This window comes from Psychrobacter sp. H27, from assembly GCF_059072655.1.
Genome location: NZ_JCACRX010000001.1, coordinates 2,084,149 through 2,108,666 on the forward strand (window position 1 = coordinate 2,084,149; position 24,518 = coordinate 2,108,666).

Consider the following 24,518-nt stretch of genomic DNA (forward strand, 5'->3'; position numbering starts at 1 on the left):
ACGATTTGCGCCACAAAATAGACGATAAATAACGAAAAGATAAAAAGGATTTTTATTCATGCAGCTTTTGCTATAATGCAAAACTACATTTCTCAACGATTGATACGTATATGAGTAGCACTGATACCTTAACGTCATCTCAAGCCTCGACAAATGCACAGGTTTTGGATGCAACCACACACGCGAATATTCACGACAAGCTTGCTCGCGCGCTTGGCATTAAGACTGCTCAAGTCAATGCGTTTGTGAAACTTTATGATGAAGGCGCGACTGTTCCTTTTATTGCGCGTTACCGCAAAGAAAAGACGCAAAATCTGGACGATGCACAGCTGCGTGCACTAGAGAAGTCTTTGAACTATGAGCGTGATATGGCTACACGTCGCCTCAAGATCTTGGAGCTACTCAGTACACAGGGCAATCTGACTGATGAGCTACAGGCGCGTATCGATAATGCGACCTCTAAGCTTGAGCTTGAAGATATCTATCTGCCATATCGTCCACGTCGTCGTTCACCTGCTGCCAAAGCGCGTGCCGCAGGTCTCGATGTTGCTGCACAAGCAGTATTGACGCAAGAAATCACTCCGACTGACGCATTGACTGATTATCAAGTCCAATCAAGTATTACTGATGATAGTGGTAATGAGATTGAAGTTGATTTTAGCGATATTGAAAAACAGCTCGCGGGCGTACAGGCAATTATCGTTGATGAATGGACACAGGCACTAGGCTTGCTAGATAACTTGCGTAGTGGTTTTGCCAAAACTGCCAGTATCGTATCGAGTGTTGCGAGCGAAGAAAAGCGCGAAGTGGGCGAGAAGTTCAAAGACTATTTTGAACATAGCGAAAGCCTAGCTCGTCTCCCAAATCATCGTCTACTCGCAATGCTACGTGGTCGTCAAGAGAACGTCTTGGGTCTAAAGATTGAAGGCGAGGATGCCCCCTTTATCGAAAAAATCATTAGCAATTTTGATATTGATGCCAAAGCACCGGCTGCACGTCGTGAATTTTTGACGGAAGCGGCCAGTAGCTTGTGGAAAGACAAATGGCGTCCGCATATCGAGCATCGCTTGTTGACTGAAAAGCGTCTAGCCGCAGAAGCGGATGCGATTGATGTATTCGCTAGCAACTTACAGCATCTACTCATGTCTGCACCAGCAGGCCCCAAAGTGATTTTGGGCGTTGATCCTGGTATCCGTCATGGCGTAAAGATGGCTATCGTGAACGCTCAAGGTCACGTGATGCTAGACAGCGAAGAAAAGCCTGTCATCGCGACGGTTTATCCATTTGCACCTGATAACAAAATGACTGAAGCCAAAACAGTCATTGATGAGCTATTAGGCACTTATAATGTAGACCTAGTGGCTATCGGTAATGGTACGGCAAGCCGCGAAACCGATGCGATGATTAAAGAGATTCTAGCGGCAAATGATGCACTGAAAGCTAAAGCTGTTATCGTTAATGAGTCAGGCGCGTCTGTCTATTCAGCGAGCGAGCTTGCCAGTGATGAGCTTGCTAACTTAGATGTCTCTGTACGCGGTGCCGTTTCTATCGCACGTCGCCTGCAAGATCCGTTATCAGAGCTTGTCAAAGTCGATCCGAAAGCTATCGGTGTTGGTCAGTATCAGCATGACGTGAACCAGAACCAGCTAGCGGATAGTCTCGACAAAGTCACTCAAGACAGCGTGAATGCGGTTGGTGTGGACGTCAATACGGCGAGCCCTGCTATCTTAGCTCACATAGCAGGTCTTAACCGCAATGTGGCACAGCAAATCGTCACGTATCGCCGTGAGCATGGCGCCTTTGATAGTCGTGAAGCACTCAAAAATGTCCCACGCCTAGGTGCTAAAACTTTTGAGCAAGCAGCAGGCTTCTTGCGTATCCATAATGGTAGCAATCCACTAGATGCGACTGGCGTACATCCAGAAAGTTATGCCTTGGTCGATAGCTTATTGGCACAAGCGGGTAAGCCGTTGCCAGAAGTTATCGGTAATGATGGTGTGCTGAATGCCATCGATACGACCACACTAGCGGCTAACGATGATAATGTCAGCGTAAAAGCGATTATCGAAGAGCTTGCTAAACCTGCTCGTGATCCTCGTCCTGAGTTTAAAACGGCTAACTTCCGTGATGATGTAAATGGTATCAAAGATCTTAGCGAAGGCATGGTCTTAGAAGGTGTTGTCACCAATGTAACGGCCTTTGGTTGTTTCGTTGATGTAGGGGTACATCAGGATGGTCTGGTACATATCTCACAGATGGCCAATGACTTTGTCGCAGATCCTATGAACCGCGTCAAGCCAGGTGATATCGTATCGGTACGTGTTATTTCTATCGATGAAAAACGTGGGCGTATCGGTTTTAGTATGAAACCTGAATCTGAGAAACCTGCACGTACAGCGACTACAGATACGGATGGCGAAAAAACCAGTCGTCCACGTAGCAATCCTGCAAATAGCAACCGTCCAAATAATAGTCGCCCAGCTACTGATAAGCGTTCCGCTAAACCACGCGGCAAGCGTCCGGACAATGCAAACAGTAACCGCAGTAGTAAACCAGTCAAAAATGACAAAGCTGAATCACCGAGCAAGATGGGTACGCTTGGTGCCTTGTTACAAGAAGCTGGCGTGACTAAGACAAAGAAATAAGTACGCTACGGTATAGGTAATATACCAATCGCAATACATAAAAAGGCAGCCATATGGCTGCCTTTTTATGTTCGGTAAATCAGTGATAAAACATTGATTAACTCAAGAAATCGTTAGTCTTAACGCGATACCGCAATACGGCGGTTTTCTTTGAACTGTACATTGGCTGGCTGTGTGGCTAGTAATTCACCGCGCTTGTCTTTTTTCTTTTCTTGTAAAGTACTAGCGGTATCTGCCATCTTGTTATCGGAAGCAGCTTCGCCTGCAATCAATGGTTGATAGTTTGCATTGCTGTGCTGCATGTTAGGTGTCTGGACGTTACGTGCAGGAACTTGAGCAGTTGGCGCCGCAGTCATTGCTGCAGCATTGGTAGATACCTGGGCGTTGTTTCTCAAAGCGGCATTATTGTTGGCCTTATTACGCATCATATCATCGGCTTCGTCACCCATGTCATCGGTTTCGTCGTCCATATCGTCGGCATCAGACTCATCGATATCAACAGCGCCAGGTTGGGTAGCCAGTAGCTCACCATCAGGACCTTTTATTTCAGCTCGTAAAGTATTGTCAACGGCCGTGCTACGCATATCTGCTGGCATAATGTCACTGTTTCCCATAGGGGCAGCCATTGCTACAGCTGGTAACATAAGAGTAGTTCCTACGATTAAAGATAAAACGTTCTTTTTCATTGTAAAGCTCCAAAACCTATAAATTAATAATTGAAAACTGATCTATATACCCAAGTCCTAACATCTATATCCAAATACAATCACTCAGCTAAAGTGTTTTAAACAAAGTAACTTATATGAGGTAACTTATAATAAATAGCTTAGATATTAATAAGTAATTTAGATATAAACTGCTTTGAATATAAAGTGACCTATATATGAAACGAATTAAATATAAACCGACTTAAATCAGGGCATATATAAATGTGATCAGCTTTTGATTTAACCTTGTTCTAATTGGTAAAAACAAAATACCAGCTATATAGCTGGTATTTCAGTAGTAAACTCATTAAAGTTCTAACAGCTTGGTATATTCTTGTGATGTTATGAAATCAAGCTCTATGATTATTGGTACATGCATCACCGTTTTTATTGGATAATCATGTATTCAGTATCATCAGAATTCATTGAGCGTTGCTGATTGTCACTATCAGCATCATCAGATAGGTCTATCACAGGATAGCTCTGAGTCACTGCTATATTATTAATAACATCAGCATCTGCTTTTTTCCCAACGATAACCGTGTCATTGGCACTGTTTTCAATGGCAATGGCATCTCCTCTGGCTGTATTAATACTTTTGACTTGGTTTTCTGGCACGAGGATAACTTCTTTAACTCTGTAACTTGTAGGGCGGATGACACGGGTGGTCTCAATCATCACTGGTTCTACGCTACGTGCTTCAGCGATAGCGAGTTGTGCTTCTGGCGCTGCTACCTCACCTACGATAGGAGTAGGGAACTTGCCGCCAAAATGGTTATCACATTGTTGCATGCTCAGGCGTACAGGGTTTCCTGCACTGTCCATGTAGACGTTGACAGGCATGTCAGCTGCAATAGGGATGTACTTGCCGACCAAATCTCCTGATACACCATAGCGACCGTTTGCTTGACCAACACCTAAGTCACAAGCACCAGCTGAATAGTTACTAGTAGGCAAATTATTGTTATTGACGACGCTCTGAGGGATCATAACTTCAGACAATCGCATTTTGCCGACAGTTGCTTCACCAGCTTGGCGTTTTGGGTTTTGATACGTATATGGGGTATAGAATTTGGCTGAGCCATCTCGAACGGCAGTTACGCACTCTTCATAGCTGTCGTAACCAACGTTGCCATGACCGTCCGTCACCATGGCGGCATTAGCCGAACTGGCAAAAAAAGCAAAACCTGAACTTAATATGGCTGCTGTTAATACATTGTATTTCATCGTTATTTCCTTTTTAGTTAATATTAGCAATCCTGCTGTTTCTCTATCTTATAAGAAGCTAGAACTATTCTTATGTCTAGTATCACTTCTTTAAGCAATACTTAATCCTTTAACCAATACGTTTACTTATTTTTTCGTTTTCTTTTTTCTTAAATAATTAGCGTGTCAAAACTGTTTTTAAATTTCCGCTATAAGTTTGATACGCCTTTTTGTATGTCTCTTTCTTATTTTCTATAGAACGGACTTTATGACCTGTTTCATCCTAGCGTACTGCCCCAGTCATGGCTGTGACATTACGCTAGGAATGTGTAGCATAATGTATTAAAAAATCGAAAAGCCGCAACATTGTTTACTAAAAAAGTACGGTATTAGTATTTGTTAACATGCACTGCAAGATTGATAGATGTACAGCCATCAAAAAACCGTACCTTGTTACCAAGATACGGTCATAAAAGTAATAAGCGTTAACCCATCGCTATTTAAAAATTGTTCGAGCGACTAGCCGTCGACAACCTCAAAGCTCAGACCTGAGTGTTCTTCTAGACGAGATATCAAATTATCCCCCATTGCAGAAGCTGGTGTCCAAAATCCACCGCCGACGTCCTCTTTACTCACATCTTGTGCAAGACACAATGCTGCTTGTGCAATCATACGAGAGGTACTGCCATAACCAGGGTCTTTATCACCTGTGACTTTGACAGTGATGGTGTCTTTTTTAGCCGTTTCTCCAAAATGACGAATATCGAAATAGCCGTTTTCTTGCTCATCTTTAGACGGGCCTGACCCTGCCTTAGGAAGGACATGTTTAGACAACAACTCACGGCTTGGCTTGATCATCATGGCGGTAGCGAAACCCAGCAACCCTGCACTCATAGCATAACTTGATAGTTTACCCTTAACGCCGTCTTGCATCCACATGGCTTCGTCATATTTGAAATCGCGACCATATTCATAACTGAGTAGTTGGTTGCTGCGATGGACAATACGCGTATTAATGGTCGCCATCACAAAAGGCGCTAACCAACGTTTATGGTTGCTATCGTACTTTGGTTTGCTGACATTGTCTTGACGTACATTGGGTGCCTCTGCGTCGTCATTCAGCAAGTAAGGGTTGGCGACTTGTTTACGGCGTGATTTATCTTCTCCAGCTTCTTCAAAGATCGATGCCATCGAGGCAATCGTTCCACCAGAAATGCCACCTTTCGCCGCTTTTACGCGCATATTGATCACATTACAAGTTTCGCCAAACTTCTCTTCCGCCTTTTCTTGTAAGAAATAAACGCCCAAGTCTGACGGGATAGAATCAAATCCACAAGAGTTTACGATACGTGCGCCGCTTTGTTTGGCAGTATCTTGATACTTGTCCATCATATCTTTAATAAAAATCGCCTCACCGGTAAGGTCGACATAATCAGTGCCGTTTTCAGCACAAGATTTTATCAGTGGCTCACCATATTTTAGATAGGGACCAACGGTTGAGATGATAACTTGTGTCTGCTTTGTCATGTCATCGAGACTGGCAGAATCTTTGCTGTTGGCAATGATAATGTCTACTTTACTCTCAAGCTTTGACTGTAGTTTATTTAGCTTGTCTTCGTCGCGCCCTGCAATCGCCCAAGTGATATTAGAACCGTCTTTGTTTTTGGCATTAGACAAAAAGTTGGTTAGGTAGTGAGCAGTGATTTGACCAACAAAGCTCGTTGCGCCATACAAGATAACGGCATAAGGGCGGTTATCAGTGTTGCTTTGTTTTGATGGTTTTGCGGTGTCCGTTTCGGTATTCATGGGTATTATCCTTAATAGAGTGAATGATCATGTGACCTTAAACTATAAACCAAGTGGTTTAAATAGGTTAGGAGTTTATAGAGTCGCTACAGTTTTCATTGCCAAACATCTGTTTCAGAAAACAGTTAGGTCATCTATCCTAATGCTACTTATCTATATTTCTAATAGGTACATAGTTCTAATAGGCATAGCTATAAAGTACACAGTTATAAATCAATAAGTAGATTATCAAAAGATATTAGATAATCCCAAATAGCGTAATTATTAAGACAATAAAAAATAAAAGATACCAGGAGTTGCTACAAAGTTTACATAACCTACCGATATCATTACCAAAGTGTACGCTCTTTAGAAAAAAATATTGCTAATCTATGTTTGTAAGCAGATATGACTGGTATTAAAAAAACAAGAAGTTAAATGAATACCATATAAAGTTTACTATCTGGTTTTTAATAATTATTTTAGGAGAATATTATGTTTCGTTGGGCTATTATTTTCGCAGTAGTTGCACTATTAGCAAGCTTACTAGGTTTTGGCGGTGTTGCAGGACTATCTGCTAATCTGGCATACATTTTCTTAGCCGTTGCGGTCATCTTATTTATCGTCGCATTCGTTAGTCGTAAAATGTAAAAAAATCTTATCGTTCTAAGAAATTCATAATTATAAAAAAGACCCTAATATTAGGGTCTTTTTTATGTCTAACTCAAAAAATTACTTATTAATGCATTTAGCGTAATACTATAGACGTTTGGGCTGAACGATATGTTCCATTCGTTTTGCTAAGCGAATATCCAAACTAGAAATACCACCTGTATCCTGATTGGTCAAACGTACTTCTACTATGTTGTATGTATTGCGCCATTCAGGGTGGTGTTCGAGTGCTTCAGCATGAAATGCTGCTTGATTCATAAAGCTCATAGCTTCGATGAAATCAGCAAAGTGGTAGGTCTTGACGATGCTATTACCATCACGCTGCCAACCAGCAAGGTCTTCTAGCTGTAGATTGATTTGTTTGTCAGATAAACTACTCATATTAATAACCTTTATTGTTGTATCGGATTGGTTGATTAACAGTTATGTGCGGGCAGGTCTCCTAAGGTATGTCCCTATTTTAAAAATGATGATAAAAATGAGATAAATCGCAGACAAATAAGGAAAGTCGCACAGATAATATCGAAATATTGACCAGCTATTTGCCGCCATTTGTCAAAGATTTAGCCATTTTTATTCTATTTAGTGATAAACGTTTGAATTAGGGATATGCCCTAATCTCTCATTGTCAAAACCATGGTTTAACAAAAACTGCCGCGCTGATAGACAACAGGCTAGATCAAATCTTGATACTCAGGGTGTTTGCTGATGTATGAGGCTACAAATGAACACTGCGGTATGACTTTCTTATCTTGCGCACGTGCATAGTCCAACGCATGTACAACCAATGCAGACCCAACACCTTGGCCGCCTAACTGCTGAGGGACAATGGTGTGATCGTAGACAAGCGTATCATCACGCTCTTGATAACTGATATAGCCAGTTTGACCATCAATAGTTGTCTCAAAACGTTTTGCTGCCTGATTATGCGTAATATCTAATTCTGATTTAGAAACTTGGTTGCTCATTGATAAACTCCATTTATTATTATCGGATTTTTATTGTAAATTAAAGGTCTTTTGAGTGTTAAGGCGCTAGCAGTAGGGACCTATCGAGTCCTATTTTGCTAATTGAGTATATAACTATGCAACATTGATACTAAATACTCTAGACGCTTACCGTAAGGGTCGATAGGGTGATTGTTAACGTTATTAATGTCTTGTCTCTGCTAGGCATTTCTCAATCACTTAAGTATTCAGTTATCTAAGCACTTAAACATATAAACGTTTAAATATCTAAGCGCGTAAACATCTGGCATCGATTTATCAGAGTAACAATCTAAATATATTACCGTGCGTATGAGATGGCTTTACGAACCACAGGAGGCAAGAACCGACTGAGTCCACCTTCGTCCTCGATCTCTGATTTAGCATCATTGGTGGCAGTATTGTCCGTACGTGATACCGACTGCTGGTACGCTTGCCATTCTTGTTCGCTAGGTTTGCTAAAGTGGTGAATGCGTCCTAAGACTTGTCGAAGCTGTGTGCTAAAGCGCCCAGTGTTGTATGCCAGATTATATTTGTGGCATATGGCTTGTACTTGCGGCGCAATTCTAGCGTAGTGGCGGGCTGGCATATCAGGAAAGATGTGATGCTCAATCTGATGGGATAGATTGCCTGTCAAAATATGAAACCACTTGCTGCCCTTGATATTGCTAGAACCAAGGATCTGCCGCACGTACCAGTCGCCTTTGCTTTCATCAGCATCGAGGCGGGTGTAGATATGTGCTTGCTCAGTGAAGTGACCACAAAAAATCACCGCCCATGTCCATAGGTTACGGACAATATTAGCTGTGACATTACCACTCAGTGTACTCACAGCGCTACGGCGTCCTAGTGTTATTGCTGCTATCGTTGGCAATACAACATAGTCCTTACCCATTTGCCGTCCGATTTTGGCAAATAGGGCACAAGATTTTTGCTGCATGATTTGGTGCAGCTCAGGAGAATCCGCATACTCATCTGCGCTAATCTGAATATCATGAAAAGCAACCGCCCACTCAAACCCAAGTGCCAACCCTGCCGTACTGAGTAAATTATAACGGTCTTCTGGTACCCATGGCTGCTCATCAGTGACCCTGATCAGATGGTAACCGACATCATGATCACGACCAACAATATTGGTAAATGTGTGATGCAGGTAGTTGTGAGAGTGCTGCCATAATGGCGCAGGACAGACAATATCCCAGTCAAATTTTTGACTGTTGAGATGCGGGTGCTGCATCCAGTCGTATTGCCCATGCATGACATTGTGCCCAAGCTCCATATTGTTTAATATCTTGCTAAAGCTCAGTAAGGATGTGCCCAGTAGCCAAGTCGCTACTTGTGAGCGCCGCGACGGCATATGTCCTACTGCGGCAAGAAGGCCACGTGCGGCAACCTCACTGTAGGCCACAGTGGCATATATTCGCTGAATGTAACGAGCATCATCACTGCCCAGTGAATCCATCACGTTCTTATAGATAGTATCTAGCTCTGCTCCTAAAGCCTCACTTTGTGTTTTTGTGAGTGGTGCACTACTCAGTGTTGGATAGCGAGCTGACTGTGATGGCAAGTTTGTCGGGTTATCACTGCCAGTTATTTTATCGTCGCTATGAGCGTCAGACATCTCTGGGGCTAATGCTAGCTGCCCTTGAGCTGCACGTTGTGTATCGGATAGTGGCGTCAAGGTAGGTACGGCAGATTGTGCTGGAGTAATAGGTGGTAATAAGCGCATAAATAATCCTTAACCGAAACGGCACGAATAAGCAGCACTGGATCCGGTTTAATAAGTCATCTGAGTTTTAGCATACAATATGAGTTAACATCAGTCTATTTTTTAGTTTTAAGAGGTCAATAGTTAGGGGTCAGTGGTCGTATTTTCATTTCAATACTACTGAGGTATGTCATCAACTAGCGTATCTTTAAATTTTGTCGGCTTAAAATGGCCAGATCTTAAGTCTGACACCATCAATAATGACACGCCTTAAACGTCTAATACCACGTCAGTCATCGCGATATTGATACAAGTCTGGATAGACTCGTAGCCGTCACTGCTGAGCTTACCTGTTTGGATGTTTTTGACCACGCCGCTGACTTTATTGCAGCGGCACAACTGGCAAATACCTTGCCGACAACCATAGGCTAGGCGTAGATCTGCGCTCTCAGCAGCAAGTAGTAAAGTCGTGTTACTGCTAAACTGTCGCTGACGTGCACGTAGATAAACGGTGTGCGCTTCTGTCTGTGGCTGTCGATCTATCTGGTCACTATCACCCTCAAAATCAGGTAACGCACTACCGAAGTTTTCTACAATAATATTGTCGCGTAGCTGGATACCCTCGAGTAAGCTGATCTCTGCTACCGCTTTGTACAGGCCAGCTAAGAGAGTTTGTGAGCCACATGCAAATATTATTGTGTCTGCTAGAGGCAGATTTAGTGCCGTCAGGCTATCTGCACTCAAGTAGCGCTCACCAGCCAAGTATGTCGCAGGAGTGTCAGTACGAATCAGATGATAGTTAAAGGTCGAGTGTACATCGCCTAGTTGTTGCCACTGGTGCTCAAGCTGTGACAGTTCAGAACGACTATAATGCAGCAGAGTCACTGGATGTCCGATCTCTAGCGCTTGGGTAATGAGCCCTAACATGGGCGTAATACCGCTGCCACCAGCGATAAACAACAAAGGATTAAGTCTTTTATTATCTAGGCTTGTTTTCGCTAAAGTAAAACCACCCAGTGGCACACTCGTATCAACGACGCTAGCCATCGGCATTTGCTTGGCGAGGTAATTGGATATCAATCCTTGCGGTTTGATGGCGATAGTCACTGTATGGCGACGGCTTTTTGCTGCTTTTGTATTGGTATCATCTGACCACCATAATGGCTGGTTTGCCAATCCTACTATTGAATAGCTGCGCTGATGATAAACGCCATCGATGAGCACGCGTAAATCAAGATACTGACCGCCTTGCCAACTCTCTGTCTCTTTAAAAGATTGCTGTCTAAAGGCGCCATTGGTCTCAAATCTGAGTGCAATCAAATCATCGCTCAATGGATACCGCGCAACAAGTCTGAGCTTCGGCGTCGTCAGCGACCAAAATGGATGGATGCGCGATCCGATAAAATCGACAAACGCACGTTGAATAACTTCAGGGCGATAGCCGGTGGTCATATTACCAGTACCTTTATGATTGTGGTTAAAATGAATGTTGCACATTCTATGTCAGCTTGTCAGTCATGCGGTAGCTTACTAGTCATGTTGTAGACAATAACCCCAAACTATCTGTCCAACGCTATTAAGCTATCCTAACATGCTAACGGCTATTGATTAAATTTGCGAAAGTTTTGATGCTACTTTTTGTGGTTTTTATAAAACACTAATGAATCAGAATGTTAGGTTTGCGTATTGAGTCGAACTTTTAAGTGACTCTTTTAGAACACTTATATCACTAAAGTAGATGGCTTAATACCAAAAGTAGCAAAACAAAGGGGAAAACAACCTGTTAGCTTGCAGGGTATGCGTCACAATGCGATAATAACCTATAATTTGTAACCCTGATTTTGAGGTACAGCACGCTTGGCATCATTGCTGAGTGGTATTTGCTGTTCTCTTCTATGCAGTCTATCGGAGTGTTAATGGCTCAATATATCTACACGATGAACAACGTGTCAAAACTTGTTCCCCCTAAGCGTGAAATTCTAAAGAACATCAACCTGTCGTTTTTCCCTGGTGCCAAAATTGGTGTCCTAGGTATCAATGGTTCAGGTAAATCAACGTTGCTACGTATCATGGCTGGTGTCGACACTGAATTTAGTGGTGAAGCGCGCGCGCAAGCAGGTACCAAAGTTGGCTATTTGCCACAGGAACCACAGCTTGATGACAGCAAAGATGTACGCGGCAATGTCGAAGACGGTATGCGCGAAGCACTAGACGCGCTCGCTCGTCTAGATGCCATTTATGCTGAATACGCTGAGCCTGATGCTGATTTTGACAAACTTGCTGAAGAGCAAGGCAAGATGGAAGATATCATCCAGTCTTGGGATGCGCACAACTTAAATAACCAGCTAGAAAAAGCCGCTGATGCACTACGTCTGCCACCATGGGATGCTGATGTGAGCAAACTGTCAGGTGGTGAAAAACGCCGTGTGGCACTATGCCGTCTGCTATTGTCACGCCCTGATATGCTATTACTTGACGAACCGACCAACCATTTGGATGCCGAGTCTGTCGCATGGCTAGAGCAGTTCTTGCAAAACTACAGCGGTACTATCGTTGCCATTACCCATGATCGCTATTTCTTGGATAATGTTGCTCAGTGGATCTTAGAGCTGGATCGTGGCCATGGTTATCCGTATGAAGGCAACTATACTGAGTGGCTAGAGCAAAAGAACACGCGTCTAGAGCAGCAGAATAAGCAAGAAGAATCATTTGCTAAAGCGCTGAAAAAAGAGCTTGAGTGGATTCGTAAAAACCAAAAAGGCCAACAAGCCAAATCTAAATCTCGTGTACAGCGTTTTGAAGAATTGAACTCAACTGAGTTCCAAAAACGTAATGAGACCTCTGAGATTTATATTCCACCAGGCCCACGTTTGGGTAACAAAGTTATTGAGATCAACGATATCTCTAAATCATTTGGCGATCGTCTACTGTATGAAAACCTAAGTTTTAACGTACCAGCGGGTGCGATCGTTGGTATCGTCGGTCCTAATGGTGCGGGTAAGACCACACTGTTTAACATGATTACTGAGCGTGATACGCCAGATACTGGTTCAGTTGATTTGGGTGAAAGTGTCAAGGTTGCCTATGTCGGTCAGGTACGTGATCATCTAGATGATAACAAAACCGTGTGGGAAGAAGTCTCTGATGGTCTTGATATTATTACGGTTGGTGACTACACCACGCCAAGCCGTGCGTATATTGGGCGCTTTAATTTCAAAGGCTCAGACCAGCAAAAACACGTCGGTCAACTATCCGGTGGTGAGCGTAACCGTCTGCAATTAGCGAAGACGCTAAAGCAGGGTGCCAACGTATTGCTACTCGATGAACCATCAAACGATTTGGATATCGAAACCTTACGTGCGCTAGAAGATGCGATTCAAGTATTCCCAGGTACCGTCATGGTGGTCTCGCATGATCGCTGGTTCCTTGATCGTATCGCGACTCACATCTTGGCATTCGAAGAAGAAGGCCCTGTGTGGTTCGACGGTAACTATACTGAGTTTGAAGCGTATCGCAAGAAAACAATGGGCGATGATGCGACTCCTAAACGTGCTAAGTATAAGAAGATTACCAACTAATATGGCTGTTTAGTATAGTTAAGTACAATAAAAAAGACCGCTAATAATTAGCGGTCTTTTTTTATAGCTATTTAGTCAGTATGAGTTATTAAATCAACACTAACGTTTACGCCCGAATTTACGCTGCTTTTTATTACTAATCTCAGTAATCGCATGGGTAATCTCTTCTTCGTCTAGACTCGCCACTTGCTGTAAGATTTGCATCATATCAGGCGTTAGGACGTACTTAGCGTGACTGGCGATGTCATTGATACGATGATCAAAGGTCAGTATGCCTGTCTCGTCATCCTTTTGTAGATAGTCTAAGCGAGTCAATGCACTGATAAAGCTGGTGAATAAGGCGCGATCAAAGAAGTCTGGAATATCATCGGCGTATAGTACAGATAGTCGCTGTCCAAGCAGATGACATAGGTCAACGACTTCGTTCTCAGTCAAATTACCAGAACCCTGCTGAGCGAGTAGGGCAAGCGTCATGAAATAACGCTCAAGACTCTGTCCAACGGGTGTCGCCAGTACTTGCAGCTGCTGATAATGCTTGCTATTAGACTCAGGAACGCTAAGCGTGTCATCACCCAGCTCAACAATCAGCCCATGAGAGAGTAAGCTGTCGACTTTTTTGTTGAGGGTCTCAGCCAAGCCATGTGCGGGATAATATAAGAATAGCTCACCTTGCAAGAATGGGTATAGCTGCTCAGCGATACTATCTAGGCGACTGCGTTTGATACGGCCGTTGCGAGCGACTAGCGCGGACAAGAACGACAATAGAATAAACACATGCAAAATATTGTTGCGGAAGTAACTGAGCAGGGCAGCTTGCTTGCCTGCAACCTGAATAATATCACCTAAGATATGCGGTGTACGTTCGATCAATTTCAGCTTGATACCATAATCGATGATTTGCTGCGGTGTCATATCGGTGATCACCGTATCCTCTGCGTAGACCAGTTGCTGAGCGAGGCCTTGGTATAAAGCGATCTGCTCACGGCAGCTATTTTCATCCAATGCAGCTTTCGGTGCGGACAGCAAAACCAATGATAATAGCGAGACAGGCGTCACCACTGCTGCTTTATTGATATGCTGCATGACTTTGACACCGATGTTATCAACCATAGCGCTGGTTTTTTCATCGAGCGGTGAGTCAGTACGATCGGATGGCAAGCTGTCAGCAGGAACATCAAACTTGGTCATAAAGTCGCTAAGATGCAGTGGTGTACCAAAGCTTAAATGTACATTGCCAAAGATGCGCTCAATCTTACGACCAACTTTGAGTAATCCAATCAAAGACTCTGACTCTTTTGGTTTACCTTTTAGCTCACCAACATAAGTACCGCCTTCCATGATACGCTCGTAACCAATATAAGTTGGAATAAAGACTACAGGTTTATTGGTTTTGCGCAATTGGCTATGCACTGTCATCGCAAGCATACCCATCTTTGGAGGTAGTAGGCGACCTGAGCGTGAGCGACCACCTTCTATAAAGTACTCAATCGGGGTATTACGCGTAATGAGTGTGTGCATGTATTCACGTAGTACCGCAGTATACAGGGCGTTCCCGCGGAAACTACGACGAATATAAAAAGCGACGGCACCGCGTAATAATGGTCCCAATACAGGTACATCTAAGTTATCACCTGCCGCCACATACGGAATACTTAGACCGCGTTTGTAAATGACATAAGACAGCAATAGGTAATCGACATGGCTGCGATGGCAAGGCACATAAATCAGCTCATAATCGGTCGCTAGATCGCGCACTCGCTCGAAGTGATGAACTTCCACGCCGTCATACAACTGCGTCCATAGCCATGTCAAAAACTTATAGAATCCGCGGATAATAGAATGAGAGTAGTCATTGACCATCTCATTGGCATAGCCGCGGGCTTGGCTACGAGCGTCTCGAACGCTAGTGCCTGTCTCTGCTGCTTCCATCTCGATGGCATGTTTGATGGCAGGCGAGTACACCAGCTTGTCCACTAGGTTACGTTTGTCTGACAAGTCCGGTCCCAGCATGCTAGCGCGTTGCTTATCTAGATAGATCGTCAACTGCTGCTGTAGCATACGTACGAGCTCGCGATTGCCGTCCGCGGCTGCAACCAGAGTATAGCTAGGTGCTACCTCGGCATCAGTTTTTGCATCATCGTTTGTAGAGGTGTCTTCAGCACTTTTGGTGTTAGTTGGTGTTAGTTCTGCCATAGCCAAGTCTGTAGAAACCGAATCAAAAACAGCAGGTCCTTCTACATCACCTTTGAGGCTGTCGTTGATAATGGTGCGTAAGTCTTGCGGTGGATGAAACTGTACAAAGGTATCGCGGCCCATCACACCGATATTAAATAACTGCCTAGTGATACTAGGATCCTGCCAATTATCAGCAGTTAGCAGCTTAAACAGCGAGTCTTCTTTTTCAGGTGCGCGTCCCCATAAAATAGACACCGGCACTAGGCGGACCTTTAGTTCTGGATGTTGCAAGACCGCAGACACTAAGCGCGAAAGACGAGGGGATAAGGGATTATCTTTGGCATGTGGGTGGTTCAAAAATATGATAGCAGCGTTTTCTTTAATGCCGTGGGCCGTATCATTTACCCCAACCAATGCAGGCGGCAAGTTGTGCTCTTGTGTCTGCAAGTCAATTAAAATACTATTGGAGCGAGAATAGTCCTGTAGCACATAAAACCTGAGTATCTGATCGTCGTTATCAAACTCAGGCAATTCTCCAAGTAGCTTGGGTTTGACCGCGACATCGAGTAGCTGACCCGATAGCTTGCGATACAACTGATTGATCGGTGCATTCGAGTATGGCTTAGTGGCGACTGGACCGGCGTCAGTTTCAGAAGTGTCAGTTTCAGATGTACGATCAGTCGCGACTGGCGCTTTAAAAATCCGTTTTTTTAGGAACTTCGGTATCATAATCAGTATCAAAAATAGTCAAATATGTTGCGCTTATGATGCCATAAAAGCCATTAAAGCGATATATCGTGTCTGCATATACTGCGAATATTAATACGGTCTGGTCACGCTATAGTAAGTGATAGATGATATAAAAAATCCAAATATTTGAAATATGACGGTGTTTGGCGTAATAATACAGTGGTGACAGATATGATAAACATATGTGTCTTCTACTTTTTAACTTCACTATACTAAGCCTAAATCCTATGACGCCAGCTATCGACCTTGCCAAAAAACGTGGTCTTGATTATCAAGTACACGAATATACTCACGACAGCCATGCCCCATCGTTTGGACTAGAAGCTGCAGAAAAGCTTGGCGTGGATGCGACACAAGTGTTTAAGACATTGGTTGTATCAACGGATAGCGATGTGCTTGCTGTCGCGATACTGCCAGTAGACAAAACGCTTAATTTTAAAAAAATGGCCAAGGCGTTATCTGCCAATAAATTGCTGTCCTGCAAAAAAGTACAGATGGCTGACCCAAAACAAGTCGAGCGCAGCACGGGCTATGTACTGGGCGGCGTCAGTCCTTTAGGACAAAAAAAGCGCCTGAAGACAGTGATAGATAGCACGGCTCAAGATCAGTTAACCATCTATGTCAGCGGTGGTCGTCGCGGTTTAGAGATTGAGCTGCCACCCGTACAATTGGCTCAGACACTTGATGCCTGTTTTAGTGCGATTACTGATGAATAATATCAATAAATATTTTACGGTAGTCAGGCAGAACGCGTAAACTGATGAGCCAATTTATTTATTAATTTCTCTATATCTAAGGATGTACTCATGCCGCATTTAACCCTTCAAGTCACGCCAAACGTTCGTATCGCTCACGAAGAGTCATTGCTCAAATCGCTAAACAAAGCGCTGTGGGACAGTGGACAGTTCAAACAACCTGCTGATATCAAGGCACGTATCATACCCATGGAAACATTTTTGGTAGGTATTGAAGATGATGAGCAGGCCAATGGATTTATTTATGCGCACCTAAAGTTGATGAGCGGACGTCATATGGCCACTCGTGACCAGTTGGCTGAGCTATTGGTTGCAGCCATTGAGGACAAGATAGGGCACGAGCAGTCAGGACGTGCAGCCCTGCAGATATGTGTGGAAGTCGAAGAGATTAGTGCGGTGTATCACAAGAAGATGCTAGGCAGCTAACAGCGGTTATACTTTTCAAGTCTATTGTATTGAATACGATGTACTAGCGTATTTTTAATTAAGCACAAAAAAGCGCCCAAATGATAGGCGCTTTTTTATAGCTTATTAGTACAATCTTAATCTAGGAACGAAAAGTGTTCGATATCCATTGCGGTCATGCTTTCGCTAGGTGCGACCATCGCTTCAGCATGGCCTGACGTACGAGGCAACAGCTTATCAAAGTAGAATTCAGCGGTTTGAATTTTAGCCTTGTAGAATTCTGGTGCTTCTGTGCCACCATTTTCAAGCTTATCATAAGCGACGGCTGCCATACGAGCCCAGTGATAACCCATCATCACATAGCCTGAGTACATGAGGAAGTCTTCTGACGCGGCTGAGATGATTTCACGATCTTTACGTGCCATCAACATCAAGCGTACTGTTAGCGTGTTCCACTCAGCACATAGTTTGGTCAGTGCCCAAACAAATTTACGCATTTCTTTATCAAGTGCGTACTCGCCACACCATTTCATGATGCTAGACGTGTAGTCACGGATAATCTTACCTTTAGACTGTAAGATAACCTTACGACCTAGTAGATCAAGTGCCTGTACGCCAGTAGTACCTTCGTACATTGTCGCAATACGAGCATCACGAGCGATCATCTCCATGCCCCATTCTTTGATATAGCCGTGACCACCATAGACTTGCTGACCATGCTTAGCAGCTTCGATACCTAGCTCAGTTAAGAAGCCTTTTAGGATTGGCGTGTAGAAGCCTAGCTTGTCATCCCATTTTTCGAATTCTTCATCATCGCCATTGACGATACCCTGTGCCATTTTATCAGCGTAGCGAGCTGAATGATAAATCATTGAGCGGCCGCCTTCGGCGAAGGCTTTTTGTGTCAGTAGCATACGGCGTACATCAGCATGATGGATGATTGCATCAGCTACTTTTTCAGGATCTTTAGTACCTGATAACGTACGCATTGAGCGGCGTTCTTTGGCATAAGGAAGCGCGTTTTGGAAAGACAGCTCAGTATGCGCTAGACCCTGGATACCCGTACCGATACGAGCCGTGTTCATGAAAGTGAACATGGCTTTTAGGCCTTTGTGCGGCTCGCCAATCAGATAGCCTGTCGCACCATCAAAGTTCAATACACAAGTTGATGATGCGCTGATGCCCATTTTGTGCTCAATTGAACCACAAACTACGGCATTGCGCTCGCCAGCTTCACCTTCAGCGTTCGGCATGAACTTAGGTACGATGAATAATGAGATGCCGCGCGTGCCTTCTGGTGCATTTGGTAGACGTGCTAGAACGATATGGACGATGTTATCTGTTAAGTCATGCTCACCGCTTGAGATAAAGATTTTGGTGCCGCTGACTTTGTATGTACCGTCTTCTTGCGGGATGGCTTTTGATTTTACCTGACCCAAATCGGTACCACACTGTGGCTCAGTCAAACACATGGTACCTGCCCATGAGCCTTCGACCAGTTTTGGCAAATAAAGCGCTTTTTGCTCATCTGTACCGTACTGAAGCAACGTATTGATACAACCCGTTGATAGACCAGGATACATCGACCAAGACCAGTTAGCAGTACCGATCATCTCAGCTTTGATAAGGTTGATCGAGGTTGGCAAATTCATACCACCAAACTCTTCAGGGTATGAGATACCTTGCCAGCCACCTTCTACAAACTGGTCATAAGCCTCTTTGAAACCTTTTGGCGTAGTCACTACACCATCTTCGAAATGACAGCCTTCTTCACCACCTGATTGGTAGAGAGGCGCAATGACGTTTTCAGCAAAGTCAGCCATGCCTTGTAGAATCATATCGATAGTTTCAGGGTCAGCGTTTTCGCCGTTGTCTAAGCTTTTGTAATGAGTCTGATAATCAAATACATCATTAATCAAAAATTTGATATCACGTAAAGGTGCTTTGTAAGTTAACATAATCGCTCTCTTTGGTTGGTTCGCTATCATAGACTTACGACGCAGTATTCGAGTCAAAATGCATGTCAGCGATATTTGCTTATTTTAAGTGAGATAGACACTATAGGTCGTCATATGGACTGATAATAAACAGCAAGTCCGTTGTGAGGGTAAGTAAGACGTCCTTGTTAAGCGTCAGCTGTTATGGCGTTGATATGATTATAAATCTTATAGGGCAACAAATATACAACTAATAACTATTATTCATGTTTTGATGTTTTATTAATTACATTTAGTTATTACGTATGATCGATATATATATTTAAAGCCGTCTGTAATGGACTATCTCTATGGGCAAAAGGTCGAAGATAAGTAGATTCAATAAATGAGGAAAGCCTTTTATGAGTGAGTCAAAACAACAAAAACAAGGGTCAGGGTTGTCCGCGCTATTCACTCGCATAAAACTGCTTATTGATGGAGAGCTTGGACATCTACTCACCATCAATCGTAGCCAAAGACCGTGGCACATGCCTATTGTTATGGCGATTGCCATTAGCTTTCCGGTATTTGTGGGGGCTTATTTTGGTGACTTGTCCTCCGGTATCAAAGCGTCATTAGGGTCGATGATTATTCTGAACTTGCCATTGGCTGGTACATTACCTTATCGATTGGTGACGGTAATGGCTTGGGGGTTTGCCATGATACTTAGTTTTGCACTGGGACTCATGGCGCAGCAGCTGCCTGTGCTCAGGCTTCCTGTATTTATGTTCATTGCTCTTGGTGTTGTGATGCTAGGTCGCTATTATCGGCAGCCACCACCAGCAGGACTGTTTGTGTTAATGGCAGGTGCCATTGCGCTGTTTATTCCTGTGCCGATAGACCAAACCCTATCAGCCATAGGACTTGTGCTGTTGGGCAGCGGGTCTTCGATGCTGTTAGCGCTGCTCTATACATTGTTTCTACTCGCCGCACGTCCTATCGCCCCTGCACCTAGCTATCAGTATGAGCCAGATACGATCAGTGACAGTCTCATTGTCGTAAGTTTTGTCAGTTTGGCATTGGTGATAGCGGTACTGTTAGATATGCCTTATCCATACTGGGCGGCGATGAGTTGCTTTATTATTATCCAAGGCATGCAACTACGGACCATGTGGATTAAGCAGTTGCATCGCTTGCTAGGCACGTTGGTTGGTATGGCGGTTGCAAACTGGATGCTGTCTTGGGGACTATCGATGTGGGGTGTTGCCGTAGCGATACTATCTATGATGTTTTTGATTGAGTCGTTTGTCGATCGGCATTACGGACTGGCGGTGATTTTTATCACACCGTTGACGATATTTATTGCAGAATATGGTAGTACGATGCTTGTGCCGCCAGTGGCGAGCGTGGTTATCAACGCACGTATGATTGATACAGCACTTGGCTGTGCGATTGGATTGAGCGGCGGTTTGGCGATACATTCGGCGCGATTACGCGTACCACTACGGCGTTTTGAGAACTGGTTGCTGCTGCGTTTTGGTCCATAAAAAGCAGCAGTCTTTTTGATATCGCTCGTTTAGTCAGTAGTCATTAATTATGGGCGGTATTCATCATGATTTTTGGCTCAATGATTCTGTGGCTTTGGCGACGTCGATAGTATGACCCGTCCAGCGCTCAAAACTCAGCGCCGCTTGTCCGATGAGCATGCCGTAGCCTTCTGATACTTGGGCCTCTCGCGCTGCAAAATGCTGCAAAAATGGTAGCGCGCGCCCGTACATCATGTCATAAGCGTACTGGCAGTTTAGATTATTATCCAGAGGTAAGGTGTCACCTGACAAGCCAATAGAGGTGGCATTGATAATAATATCAAAGGCACCGCTCAACTCACTGGTAGCACAGCTCTCAATTTGCTTTACTGCAATGACGGGACTGGCGGCACTTAGCTCTTTTACTAAATCAGTTGCTTTACTCACGGTACGATTGGCGATAGTAAGGGTGCCAATACCTGCTTCAATCAGTGGCAATATGACACCGCGTGCAGCACCGCCTGCCCCAATGAGCGCAACACGAGCATCCGCCAGTGGCCAGCCCAAGCTTACGATGTGATTGACGAGTCCTTGCCCATCTGTATTATCGCCATATATAGCCTCTGTTATCGAGGCGCCTTTTGCGACTAATGCTTTGTTTATCAGTAGGGTGTTGACTGCGCCTGCCGTCTTGGCGTGATCCGATAGACCACCGCGCGCTGTGCAAAGATCATAAGCCGTTTGTTTAAAAGGAACAGTCACATTGGCACCCACGCCGCCACCACAAAAAAACGCCTCAACGACAGCGATAAAACTGGCATCGTCAGCAGGGCAATACTGACGTTGGTAGCTGATATCTGCCTTTACCTGTCGCGCAAACTGCTCATGAATTACTGGAGATTTACTATGGGCAATGGGGTTGCCAATGACGATGAAATGTTGAGTCATAAATAGTCCGTTAGCTAAAAGGGGCGAGGCATTATCAAACAAGCCGTCAGTCACGACCAATCATCATAAGCGATAAAATGATGATTGACAAACCGAAGGGTCAACCAAAAATAAGTCATTAGCCAGTAATATTAAAGGATTAATGCTTTAACAAATATGTACTCTCCAAGACTACTATGCGTAACGTAAAAGGTAGTCAAGCAATGAGCAGTTGGGTAAACTATGGATTATATGTTAATTAATATGCTCTAATGATTGTAAGGTTATAACTTTTATTAAATACATTATTTATTAAAAATTCTTCGTTATCGGCGGCATCTGTGCCAGCTCGGTAATGTCATTTTGAGACTAATTTAAAAGTGTGAGTAAACAACCCATGTGGAATCATAACCTTCAGACCCTGCTAGTTGGTACGATAATGGCGGTTAGTGTGTCATTAAGTGGCTGTGATAGCACCAAAGACGATACTCAAAATCCAGAGACAAACGCTGAGAGTAGCGAGCAGACAGTCACTGACGCGCCAGCCAGTACGACTGATAATTCTGACACGGATACGGCAGCTGTCCAGCAAGGCACACCAGTAAAATATGACGTCTCGGCATGGGGCGCTGATACGGTAGAGCCGATCAGTGTCAATGAGCTCAATGGTATCCAGTCGGCGTTCGGAGAGGTGATGAGCACGGATGAAAATAGCCTAGACTATGCCAGTAACCCTGCGACCAAATACCGCTTTATGAAGACAGATGCGCCTTATCTGGATATTATCGATTCTGAAAAGTATCTAGAGCTTGGCTGGTATTATGCCAACCCTACCGACTCTGACAACGAAAAAGAGCTGAGTCAAAACCATGCCAAAAAAGCCTACCAGCTATCGCGACAACTGATGAGTGATGAAGGTGGCAAACTGGTCGGTGAAATGCTCAATGGTCAAATCGTCAAAAACAGAGTCGTTGGCGGACAAAAAGTAGAACTGGCAAAATGCGAGTTTTATAGCTGTATGCTGGTCATCAATAAATCTGATGCTCAGACAGACGATAGCTAAACTATGATAGATAAGACGTCAGTACCGAATGGCTGGGTATGCCTGTATCCACAAGACAGCAGTTTGACCAAAGACAATAGTGTGACCGAAGATAATCGGTCGACTAGCCAAACGGTGACGGTGTCTCTAGATAATCGCGGACTGGCATATGGCGATGGATTTTTTACTACCATGGGCGTCATCGATGGGTTGATACTGTGGTCAGACTATCATTATCAGCGGCTCGTCTCTCATGCTGACGCCTTGCAGTTAAATATAAACAGCGAAGAGTTATTAGCAGTACTGCAACTGTATGCCCAGCAATTAGAGCAGGGTATGCTAAAACTCGTAGTCACCCGCGCTGCGCAGGATGTGCGCGGTTATGGTTATACACCTAATGCAAATGGTAACGACTGTGAGATATGGCTAAAGGCTACGGTAATGAGAGTTTCTACGGCGCTGCAACTGTCCTTGCCTGATGGGAGTTTGGTACCCATCCAACCTCATGCCTCGGCAATATGTTTGTCTTCGCAGATTGCTTGCTTACCGCCACCGCTGGCAGGTCTCAAGAGTCTTAATCGTTTAGACAATGTCCTCGCTAGTGGGGAGCTGCAGCGTGTTAAGACTGAGCCACTCGTTTCTAAACTTGCGGTAATACTTAGCGAAGGACTGCTGCGTGATATGAGCGGGCGGTGGGTTGAGGGTACGATGAGTAATGTATTCTATCAATTGGCAGAAGCACCACTATCAGAGTCCAAACAATCCTCCAACAGTCATGAGGTGAGTGACAGCTCTCTAGCCAAAGGTCATTATCTAACCAGCGGTCAATGGTACACGCCTTCTATGACTCAGTCGGGTGTTGCTGGTGTCATGCGTCAAGTAATTATCGATGCTCTATCCACGACGCAATATCCAGTGGTGGTACGGTCGTTATCAGATGAGGATTTGCCTAGAGTCACGCAGTTGTTCTTTTGCAATGCACTGCGCGGTATCATGCCAATGAGTAGTTTGACGTTGTTATCAGGTGAGGTTGTAGATTTTTAATCTACCTAGCTGTTATTGAAAAATATTGAATTGGGTATCAACGAAGTCATCAGGATATAAAACCACTTGCTCACTGCTATACATCTCTTGCGCTTTTAAAAGCGCACTTTGTTTATCTTCTGCGACGACTTCCACAATATTGCTTAGTGTTTCGACAATCTCTATTTGAAATTTTTGCATCGTTTTCTCATCTTTTCTTATCGTATTCACTTCCATTTCTCACAAATAACTTTAGTCATCAATGCTAAGTAGATTAGCAAAAGCCCTCAAAAGAAGTGATCGTCTTTTGTTACGTGGTCTTGTGTCTTAAAGCAAATCGATCAATGCTGCTTATCTAATAAGGAGATAAGCCAATGTACGAAGTTTATGAAGATGAAAGTATCCCGCTACAAATCAGACGTTTGATGGTGTTTGATGAAATTTGTAGATTGGCCAAAGCTAAGCCTAATAAAATCGTACATTTGTCGCCTTATACTCAATTGGCTTTTGGTGTCATATATTTAAAAGACCTTAAAAGGTTTGTCGGGTTTGGTGGTATGTTTGAGTATGCGCATACGCGAGAAGAAGTCATCGAGCAGGGTATCGACGTTATTGCTAATGATGAATTGGTGATGTGTGCATTGACGGTTAACCTAATTCCTTTCACCAAACCTGCACGCAATTCGGTACAGCTGTTATGGCATTGAAATCG

General features: G+C 43.9%; 20 protein-coding genes. 9 read left to right on the top strand and 11 right to left on the bottom strand.

The features are described 5' to 3' along the window. The first annotated feature begins 110 nt into the window (after positions 1-110). The gene (locus AC5JPY_RS08490; RefSeq protein WP_443525119.1) at positions 111-2,645 is read left to right on the top strand and encodes a Tex family protein; all 2,535 of its coding nucleotides are present in this window, start codon (positions 111-113) and stop codon (positions 2,643-2,645) included. A gap of 119 nt (positions 2,646-2,764) precedes the next feature. On the opposite strand, the gene AC5JPY_RS08495 is transcribed toward AC5JPY_RS08490, so the two are convergent. The 3 genes from AC5JPY_RS08495 to AC5JPY_RS08505 all read right to left on the bottom strand — a co-directional run bounded on the left by AC5JPY_RS08495 (position 2,765) and on the right by AC5JPY_RS08505 (position 6,364). Then, complete coding sequence (locus AC5JPY_RS08495; RefSeq protein WP_443525121.1) at positions 2,765-3,289, bottom strand: hypothetical protein; 525 nt, start codon at positions 3,287-3,289, stop codon at positions 2,765-2,767. Between the two features lie 450 nt (positions 3,290-3,739). Next, positions 3,740-4,579, bottom strand: coding sequence for a hypothetical protein (locus tag AC5JPY_RS08500; RefSeq protein ID WP_443525122.1), 840 nt, complete (start codon positions 4,577-4,579; stop codon positions 3,740-3,742). A 498-nt stretch (positions 4,580-5,077) separates the two neighbouring features. Continuing rightward, entirely contained in the window at positions 5,078-6,364 is a 1,287-nt protein-coding gene (locus tag AC5JPY_RS08505) for a saccharopine dehydrogenase family protein (RefSeq protein ID WP_443525124.1), read from the bottom strand. 474 nt (positions 6,365-6,838) lie between these two features. On the opposite strand from AC5JPY_RS08505, the gene AC5JPY_RS08510 reads away from it, so the two are divergent. Next, positions 6,839-6,994 carry a DUF1328 domain-containing protein gene (locus tag AC5JPY_RS08510; protein WP_114701374.1) on the top strand — a complete coding sequence of 52 codons (156 nt, stop codon included), beginning with the start codon at positions 6,839-6,841 and terminating at the stop codon, positions 6,992-6,994. 108 nt (positions 6,995-7,102) lie between these two features. Here AC5JPY_RS08510 and AC5JPY_RS08515 read toward each other — a convergent pair whose 3' ends face one another. From AC5JPY_RS08515 to AC5JPY_RS08530, 4 genes are all read right to left on the bottom strand, one after another. Beyond that, entirely contained in the window at positions 7,103-7,396 is a 294-nt protein-coding gene (locus AC5JPY_RS08515; RefSeq protein ID WP_319052233.1) for a 4a-hydroxytetrahydrobiopterin dehydratase, read from the bottom strand. A gap of 293 nt (positions 7,397-7,689) precedes the next feature. Next, positions 7,690-7,983 (bottom strand): GNAT family N-acetyltransferase, encoded by a 294-nt coding sequence (locus AC5JPY_RS08520; RefSeq protein ID WP_443525125.1) that lies wholly within the window; start codon positions 7,981-7,983, stop codon positions 7,690-7,692. A 319-nt stretch (positions 7,984-8,302) separates the two neighbouring features. Then, positions 8,303-9,730 (bottom strand): fatty acid desaturase family protein, encoded by a 1,428-nt coding sequence (locus AC5JPY_RS08525; RefSeq protein ID WP_443525126.1) that lies wholly within the window; start codon positions 9,728-9,730, stop codon positions 8,303-8,305. A 249-nt stretch (positions 9,731-9,979) separates the two neighbouring features. After that, positions 9,980-11,161 carry a flavin reductase family protein gene (locus AC5JPY_RS08530; protein WP_443525128.1) on the bottom strand — a complete coding sequence of 394 codons (1,182 nt, stop codon included), beginning with the start codon at positions 11,159-11,161 and terminating at the stop codon, positions 9,980-9,982. A gap of 464 nt (positions 11,162-11,625) precedes the next feature. Between AC5JPY_RS08530 and ettA the strand changes: the two genes are divergently transcribed. Then, positions 11,626-13,287 (top strand): energy-dependent translational throttle protein EttA, encoded by a 1,662-nt coding sequence (ettA, locus tag AC5JPY_RS08535; protein WP_102090906.1) that lies wholly within the window; start codon positions 11,626-11,628, stop codon positions 13,285-13,287. A 99-nt stretch (positions 13,288-13,386) separates the two neighbouring features. Here the strand turns inward: ettA and plsB are convergent, their stop codons facing one another. After that, positions 13,387-16,191, bottom strand: coding sequence for a glycerol-3-phosphate 1-O-acyltransferase PlsB (plsB, locus tag AC5JPY_RS08540; RefSeq protein ID WP_443525129.1), 2,805 nt, complete (start codon positions 16,189-16,191; stop codon positions 13,387-13,389). A 248-nt stretch (positions 16,192-16,439) separates the two neighbouring features. Between plsB and ybaK the strand changes: the two genes are divergently transcribed. Beyond that, positions 16,440-16,928 carry a Cys-tRNA(Pro) deacylase gene (gene ybaK, locus AC5JPY_RS08545; protein ID WP_443525131.1) on the top strand — a complete coding sequence of 163 codons (489 nt, stop codon included), beginning with the start codon at positions 16,440-16,442 and terminating at the stop codon, positions 16,926-16,928. Between the two features lie 90 nt (positions 16,929-17,018). Beyond that, entirely contained in the window at positions 17,019-17,393 is a 375-nt protein-coding gene (locus AC5JPY_RS08550) for a 5-carboxymethyl-2-hydroxymuconate Delta-isomerase (RefSeq protein ID WP_443525133.1), read from the top strand. Positions 17,394-17,509: 116 nt separating this feature from the next. On the opposite strand, the gene AC5JPY_RS08555 is transcribed toward AC5JPY_RS08550, so the two are convergent. Then, positions 17,510-19,330: an acyl-CoA dehydrogenase C-terminal domain-containing protein gene (locus AC5JPY_RS08555; protein ID WP_443525134.1), complete on the bottom strand. Its 1,821-nt coding sequence runs from the start codon at positions 19,328-19,330 to the stop codon at positions 17,510-17,512. Positions 19,331-19,710: 380 nt separating this feature from the next. On the opposite strand from AC5JPY_RS08555, the gene AC5JPY_RS08560 reads away from it, so the two are divergent. After that, a complete protein-coding gene (locus AC5JPY_RS08560; RefSeq protein WP_443525136.1) occupies positions 19,711-20,835 on the top strand; it encodes an FUSC family protein in 1,125 nt (374 codons plus the stop codon). A 63-nt stretch (positions 20,836-20,898) separates the two neighbouring features. Here AC5JPY_RS08560 and aroE read toward each other — a convergent pair whose 3' ends face one another. Then, positions 20,899-21,762 carry a shikimate dehydrogenase gene (gene aroE / locus AC5JPY_RS08565; RefSeq protein WP_443525138.1) on the bottom strand — a complete coding sequence of 288 codons (864 nt, stop codon included), beginning with the start codon at positions 21,760-21,762 and terminating at the stop codon, positions 20,899-20,901. Between the two features lie 376 nt (positions 21,763-22,138). Between aroE and AC5JPY_RS08570 the strand changes: the two genes are divergently transcribed. Continuing rightward, positions 22,139-22,804: a hypothetical protein gene (locus AC5JPY_RS08570; protein ID WP_443525139.1), complete on the top strand. Its 666-nt coding sequence runs from the start codon at positions 22,139-22,141 to the stop codon at positions 22,802-22,804. Positions 22,805-22,807: 3 nt separating this feature from the next. Further along, entirely contained in the window at positions 22,808-23,827 is a 1,020-nt protein-coding gene (locus AC5JPY_RS08575) for an aminotransferase class IV (RefSeq protein ID WP_493852340.1), read from the top strand. A gap of 12 nt (positions 23,828-23,839) precedes the next feature. On the opposite strand, the gene AC5JPY_RS08580 is transcribed toward AC5JPY_RS08575, so the two are convergent. After that, on the bottom strand, positions 23,840-24,007 hold the full coding sequence (locus AC5JPY_RS08580; RefSeq protein ID WP_493852341.1) for a DpnD/PcfM family protein: 168 nt from the start codon (positions 24,005-24,007) through the stop codon (positions 23,840-23,842). Between the two features lie 173 nt (positions 24,008-24,180). On the opposite strand from AC5JPY_RS08580, the gene AC5JPY_RS08585 reads away from it, so the two are divergent. After that, the gene (locus AC5JPY_RS08585; RefSeq protein ID WP_493852342.1) at positions 24,181-24,513 is read left to right on the top strand and encodes a hypothetical protein; all 333 of its coding nucleotides are present in this window, start codon (positions 24,181-24,183) and stop codon (positions 24,511-24,513) included. Positions 24,514-24,518: the final 5 nt, after the last annotated feature.

Bases quoted from the DNA above. Each gene is read 5' to 3' on its own strand.
- AC5JPY_RS08505 (WP_443525124.1), bottom strand. From the start codon at position 6,364: ATGAATACCGAAACGGACACCGCAAAACCATCAAAACAAAGCAACACT.
- AC5JPY_RS08520 (WP_443525125.1), bottom strand. From the start codon at position 7,983: ATGAGCAACCAAGTTTCTAAATCAGAATTAGATATTACGCATAATCAG.
- AC5JPY_RS08580 (WP_493852341.1), bottom strand. From the start codon at position 24,007: ATGCAAAAATTTCAAATAGAGATTGTCGAAACACTAAGCAATATTGTG.
- aroE (WP_443525138.1), bottom strand. From the start codon at position 21,762: ATGACTCAACATTTCATCGTCATTGGCAACCCCATTGCCCATAGTAAA.
- plsB (WP_443525129.1), bottom strand. From the start codon at position 16,191: ATGATACCGAAGTTCCTAAAAAAACGGATTTTTAAAGCGCCAGTCGCG.
- ybaK (WP_443525131.1), top strand. From the start codon at position 16,440: ATGACGCCAGCTATCGACCTTGCCAAAAAACGTGGTCTTGATTATCAA.
- AC5JPY_RS08585 (WP_493852342.1), top strand. From the start codon at position 24,181: ATGTACGAAGTTTATGAAGATGAAAGTATCCCGCTACAAATCAGACGT.
- AC5JPY_RS08495 (WP_443525121.1), bottom strand. From the start codon at position 3,289: ATGTTACCAGCTGTAGCAATGGCTGCCCCTATGGGAAACAGTGACATT.
- AC5JPY_RS08510 (WP_114701374.1), top strand. From the start codon at position 6,839: ATGTTTCGTTGGGCTATTATTTTCGCAGTAGTTGCACTATTAGCAAGC.
- AC5JPY_RS08525 (WP_443525126.1), bottom strand. From the start codon at position 9,730: ATGCGCTTATTACCACCTATTACTCCAGCACAATCTGCCGTACCTACC.
- AC5JPY_RS08490 (WP_443525119.1), top strand. From the start codon at position 111: ATGAGTAGCACTGATACCTTAACGTCATCTCAAGCCTCGACAAATGCA.
- AC5JPY_RS08555 (WP_443525134.1), bottom strand. From the start codon at position 19,330: ATGTTAACTTACAAAGCACCTTTACGTGATATCAAATTTTTGATTAAT.
- AC5JPY_RS08515 (WP_319052233.1), bottom strand. From the start codon at position 7,396: ATGAGTAGTTTATCTGACAAACAAATCAATCTACAGCTAGAAGACCTT.
- ettA (WP_102090906.1), top strand. From the start codon at position 11,626: ATGGCTCAATATATCTACACGATGAACAACGTGTCAAAACTTGTTCCC.
- AC5JPY_RS08570 (WP_443525139.1), top strand. From the start codon at position 22,139: ATGTGGAATCATAACCTTCAGACCCTGCTAGTTGGTACGATAATGGCG.
- AC5JPY_RS08550 (WP_443525133.1), top strand. From the start codon at position 17,019: ATGCCGCATTTAACCCTTCAAGTCACGCCAAACGTTCGTATCGCTCAC.
- AC5JPY_RS08530 (WP_443525128.1), bottom strand. From the start codon at position 11,161: ATGACCACCGGCTATCGCCCTGAAGTTATTCAACGTGCGTTTGTCGAT.
- AC5JPY_RS08560 (WP_443525136.1), top strand. From the start codon at position 19,711: ATGAGTGAGTCAAAACAACAAAAACAAGGGTCAGGGTTGTCCGCGCTA.
- AC5JPY_RS08575 (WP_493852340.1), top strand. From the start codon at position 22,808: ATGATAGATAAGACGTCAGTACCGAATGGCTGGGTATGCCTGTATCCA.
- AC5JPY_RS08500 (WP_443525122.1), bottom strand. From the start codon at position 4,579: ATGAAATACAATGTATTAACAGCAGCCATATTAAGTTCAGGTTTTGCT.